This is a genomic window from Enterobacter sp. ZOR0014 (assembly GCF_000798855.1).
GTDB classification, from domain to species: Bacteria; Pseudomonadota; Gammaproteobacteria; order Enterobacterales; family Enterobacteriaceae; genus Enterobacter; species Enterobacter kobei.
In genome coordinates, this window is the sequence record NZ_JTLF01000155.1 from 1 (window position 1) to 4,432 (window position 4,432).

Genomic DNA, 4,432 nt, shown 5'->3' on the forward strand with positions numbered 1-4,432 from the left:
GTTTTTTTATATCCGCAGTATCCCCACTTCCCTACAATGTTTGTATTAATTCTGTTCATCCCCTGGAGCTGACGATGTGGTTGCTTGACCAGTGGGCAGAACGCCATATTCGCGATGCCCAAAATAAAGGTGATTTCGACGATCTCCCCGGAAGCGGCGAACCTCTTGTGCTGGAAGATGATTCGCATATTGCGCCTGAACTGCGGGCCGGATATCGTTTACTAAAAAACGCCGGCTGTCTTCCTCCTGAGCTTGAGCAGCGCAGAGAGGCCGTTGAACTTATCGATTTGCTAAAAGGTATTCGCCGGGACGATCCACGACATACTGAACTTAGCCGCAGGCTTGCCCTTGTCGAGCTCAAGTTACGTCAGGCCGGGTTGAGTACTGAATTTCTGCATGGCGAATACAGTGAAAGATTGATGCAGAAAATAAACGAGGAGTAGCGATGTACCGTATCGGTGAACTTGCAAAGCTCGCGAACGTAACGCCGGATACTATCCGATATTACGAAAAGCAGCAGATGATCGATCATGAAGTACGCACAGAAGGCGGGTTTCGGCTTTATACCGATAACGATCTACAGCGTTTAAGATTTATACGCTATGCGCGACAGCTTGGATTCACGCTGGACTCGATCCGCGAGTTATTATCGATCCGCATCGATCCTGAACATCATACCTGCCAGGAATCAAAAAGCATCGTGCAGGCCCGGCTTGATGAAGTTGAAGCCCGTATTCAGGAGCTGCAAACCATGCAACGTTCTCTGCAAAGGCTGAATGATGCCTGCTGTGGAACGGCCCATAGCAGTATTTATTGTTCAATTCTTGAAGCCCTTGAACAGGGGGCCAGTGGAGAAACGCGGGGATGTTGATTTTTAATCCACCCGGGTCTAAACTTCCGTCGTCATAAATCATGCTCAGGAGAAAAGATGAGCCACTATCAGCATACGAAGGGACAAATTAAAGACAATGCCATTGAGGCCTTACTTCACGACCCGCTTTTTCGACAGCGTGTTGAAAAGAATAAAAAAGGGAAGGGAAGTTATCTGCGTAAAAACAAACATGCAAAACGGGGTAACTGGGAGGCCAGTGGCAAGCAAGCGAATCGCTTATTTACCACTGGCCTTCCTGCTTTAATTTGCTGATTAAACGCGGTTGTTCTGCTCTTTTAACAGATCGCGGATTTCAGTCAGCAAGACTTCTTCTTTCGTTGGTGCTGGCGCAGCTGCTGGCTCTTCTTTTTTACGGTTGAGTCTGTTGATCAGCTTGATAGCCATGAAAATAGCAAACGCCACAATCACGAAATCAAATACGTTCTGAATAAATACACCATAATGCATCACTACTGCCGGGATATCCCCCTGCGCTTCACGCAGCGTGAAGGCGAATTGTTTGAAATCAATGCCCCCGATGAGCAACCCTAAAGGCGGCATGATGATATCTGCAACTAATGATGAAACAATCTTGCCGAATGCCGCACCAATAATGACACCCACTGCCAAATCAACCACGTTCCCGCGCATCGCAAATTCGCGAAATTCTTTAATAAAACTCATTATGTTCTCCTTGTGCCAGCTGACGACTATAAGTTTAACAAATGATTAGCTATTTGCCATTCGGGATAATTAAACGTTATGAAAAATAAAAGGCACAGGAATTAAGCGGTTAAAGCGTGGGTGCTCGTATGCGAGCACCCGACTCATTAAAGGAAGAAGGGACTTGGCTGGAATAAACGTTCGACGTCGGTAATAAACTTTTTATCGGTAAGGAACATAATTACGTGATCGCCTTGTTCAATACGCAAATTATCATTGGCGATCATGACATCATTCCCACGCACGACAGCGCCGATTATGGTGCCTGGCGGCAGTTTAATTTCGTCGATGGCGCGGCCCACAACGCGTGATGTGGTTTCATCACCATGCGCCACCGCTTCAATGGCTTCAGCCACACCGCGGCGGAGTGATGAAACACCGACAATGTCCGCTTTACGTACATGGCTAAGCAGGGCCGAAATCGTTGCCTGCTGCGGTGAAATGGCAATATCAATAACGCTGCCCTGAACGAGATCAACATAAGCCTTACGCTGGATAAGCACCATGACCTTCTTTGCCCCCATTCGTTTGGCGAGCATGGCGGACATAATATTCGCCTCGTCATCATTAGTGACGGCAATAAAAAGATCTACTTGATCAATATGTTCTTCTGCCAGCAACTCCTGATCCGACGCATCGCCATAAAATACGATCGTATTTTGCAACTTCTCCGCCAGTTCAGAAGCCCGCTGTTGATCGCGCTCGATCAATTTCACGCTATAGTCTTTTTCAAGCCTGCGCGCGAGACCCGCGCCGATATTGCCGCCGCCGACCAGCATAATACGTTTATAAGGCTTTTCGAGACGCTGTAGCTCACTCATCACCGCACGGATATGCTGAGAGGCAGCAATAAAGAAGACCTCATCGCCAGCTTCGACAATGGTAGAGCCTTGCGGGCGGATAGGTCTGTCGTGACGGAAAATGGCGGCGACGCGCGTATCAATATGGGGCATATGTTCGCGCATGGTGGACAACGCGTTGCCAATCAATGGCCCACCGTAATAAGCCTTAACTACAGCCAGACTGACTTTACCTTCGGCAAAGTTCACCACCTGCAGTGCCCCTGGATATTCGATCAGGCGATAGATATTGTCGATAACCAGTTGTTCAGGCGCGATGAGATGATCGATTGGAACCGCTTCTGAATTAAACAGTTTCTCGGCATCGCGAACATAGTCCGGAGAGCGGATACGTGCGATTCGGTTTGGCGTGTTGAAAAGCGAATAGGCCACCTGACAAGCCACCATATTGGTTTCATCAGAACTGGTGACCGCAACCAGCATGTCGGCATCGTCAGCGCCCGCCTCGCGCAGAACGCGCGGATGCGAACCGTGACCCTGCACAACACGAAGGTCAAATTTGTCCTGCAATACGCGCAGACGATCGCCGTTGGTATCAACAATAGTGATGTCATTGTTTTCGCCAACCAGGTTTTCTGCCAGCGTTCCACCAACCTGTCCTGCGCCCAGAATGATAATCTTCATATCTTGTGACCTGTTCTCAACATCACTCTTTGATTAGCTTAGCGTAAAAGAAGCCATCACCCTCTTCCGCACCCGGCAGGTTCTGCTGACCCGGGTTTTCAGGTGTTCCCGTATCACGCAGCGTAGCGTCCGGAGTGCGTTTAAGGAAGGCCGCGATTTGCTGGCTGTTTTCTTCCGGCAGCACGGAGCAGGTCGCGTAGACCAACGTTCCACCAGGTTTTAGATGCGGCCAGATGGCGTCAAGAATATCCGATTGCAGTTGGGCAAGTTCCTTGATATCACGATCGCGGCGCAGCCACTTGATATCGGGGTGACGGCGAATAACACCGGTTGCAGAGCAAGGGGCATCCAGCAAAATACGATCGAATTGTGTTTCACCACACCATTCTGCGGGTTTGCGTCCATCGCCCTGCTTAACCTGAGCCTTCATATCCAGACGCTTAAGGTTATCGTAGACGCGTGAAAGACGCTGCTCATCAGCATCGACTGCCATCACGCTGGCCTGCGGAGCCACTTCCAGAATGTGCGTTGTTTTTCCGCCCGGTGCTGCGCACAGATCGAGGATCTGCTCGCCATTTTTCGGGTCAAGGAAAGTCATACAACCCTGAGCAGAGGCATCCTGTACGGTCACCCAGCCTTCATCAAAACCGGGTAAAGCATGTACCGGTGCAGGGGAAGCTAAACGCACGGCGTCAGGATAGGCATCATGCGTGAATCCACTCATTCCGGCCTCTTCGAGCAAGCTCAGCCAGGCATCGCGGGTATGATGATTCCGGTTTACGCGCAGCCACATCGGTGGACGTTGATTATTGGCTTCGGCAATGTTTTGCCATTGTTGTGGATACGCCTTTTTAAGGCGATTCAGAAGCCAGTCCGGGTGCAGGTAACGTGTTTCGCTTTGCGTAAATTCAGCCAGCAGCTCTTCCTGCTGTCGCTGGAACTGACGCAGTACACCGTTGATCAGCCCTTTCAACTGAGGACGTTTAATCGCAACGGCACCTTCCACCGTCTCAGCCAGTGCGGCATGAGGGGGGATTCGGGTATGAAGAAGCTGATAAAAACCCACCATAATCAAATAATGTATGGTGCGCTGTTTGCCGGTCATTGGGCGTGACATCAGCTTATTAATGAGCCACTCAAGTTGAGAGAGAGTGCGCAGGACGCCAAAACAGAGCTCCTGAAGCAGGGCTTTGTCTTTATCAGATACTTTTTGTTGCAGGGGAGGCAGGACATTACTCAATGACTGACCCTGCTCGATGACCTGCTCAACGGCCTGCGCCGCCATACTGCGAAGATTTTGTTTTTTCATAACCGTAAAAATAAAAATGCCCGGAACACCGGGCTTTAAGCAAAT

General features: G+C 49.8%; 6 protein-coding genes. 3 read left to right on the forward strand and 3 right to left on the reverse strand.

Translation table 11 applies throughout. The features are described 5' to 3' along the window. The first annotated feature begins 74 nt into the window (after positions 1-74). Genes L977_RS07955 through L977_RS07965 form a run of 3 tightly spaced genes read left to right on the forward strand, consistent with a single transcriptional unit; the run spans position 75 to position 1,144 of the window. Positions 75-443: a DUF1992 domain-containing protein gene (locus L977_RS07955; RefSeq protein WP_014885466.1), complete on the forward strand. Its 369-nt coding sequence runs from the start codon at positions 75-77 to the stop codon at positions 441-443. A 2-nt stretch (positions 444-445) separates the two neighbouring features. Then, the gene (gene zntR / locus L977_RS07960; protein WP_014885465.1) at positions 446-871 is read left to right on the forward strand and encodes a Zn(2+)-responsive transcriptional regulator; all 426 of its coding nucleotides are present in this window, start codon (positions 446-448) and stop codon (positions 869-871) included. Between the two features lie 57 nt (positions 872-928). After that, complete coding sequence (locus L977_RS07965) at positions 929-1,144, forward strand: alternative ribosome-rescue factor A (protein ID WP_014885464.1); 216 nt, start codon at positions 929-931, stop codon at positions 1,142-1,144. On the opposite strand, the gene mscL is transcribed toward L977_RS07965, so the two are convergent. From mscL to rsmB, 3 genes are all read right to left on the reverse strand, one after another. Then, the gene (mscL, locus tag L977_RS07970; protein WP_014833515.1) at positions 1,145-1,555 is read right to left on the reverse strand and encodes a large-conductance mechanosensitive channel protein MscL; all 411 of its coding nucleotides are present in this window, start codon (positions 1,553-1,555) and stop codon (positions 1,145-1,147) included. Between the two features lie 146 nt (positions 1,556-1,701). Continuing rightward, positions 1,702-3,078 (reverse strand): Trk system potassium transporter TrkA, encoded by a 1,377-nt coding sequence (gene trkA / locus L977_RS07975; protein ID WP_014885463.1) that lies wholly within the window; start codon positions 3,076-3,078, stop codon positions 1,702-1,704. A 22-nt stretch (positions 3,079-3,100) separates the two neighbouring features. Continuing rightward, positions 3,101-4,387, reverse strand: coding sequence for a 16S rRNA (cytosine(967)-C(5))-methyltransferase RsmB (rsmB, locus tag L977_RS07980; RefSeq protein ID WP_047625547.1), 1,287 nt, complete (start codon positions 4,385-4,387; stop codon positions 3,101-3,103). Between the last annotated feature and the right edge of the window lie 45 nt (positions 4,388-4,432).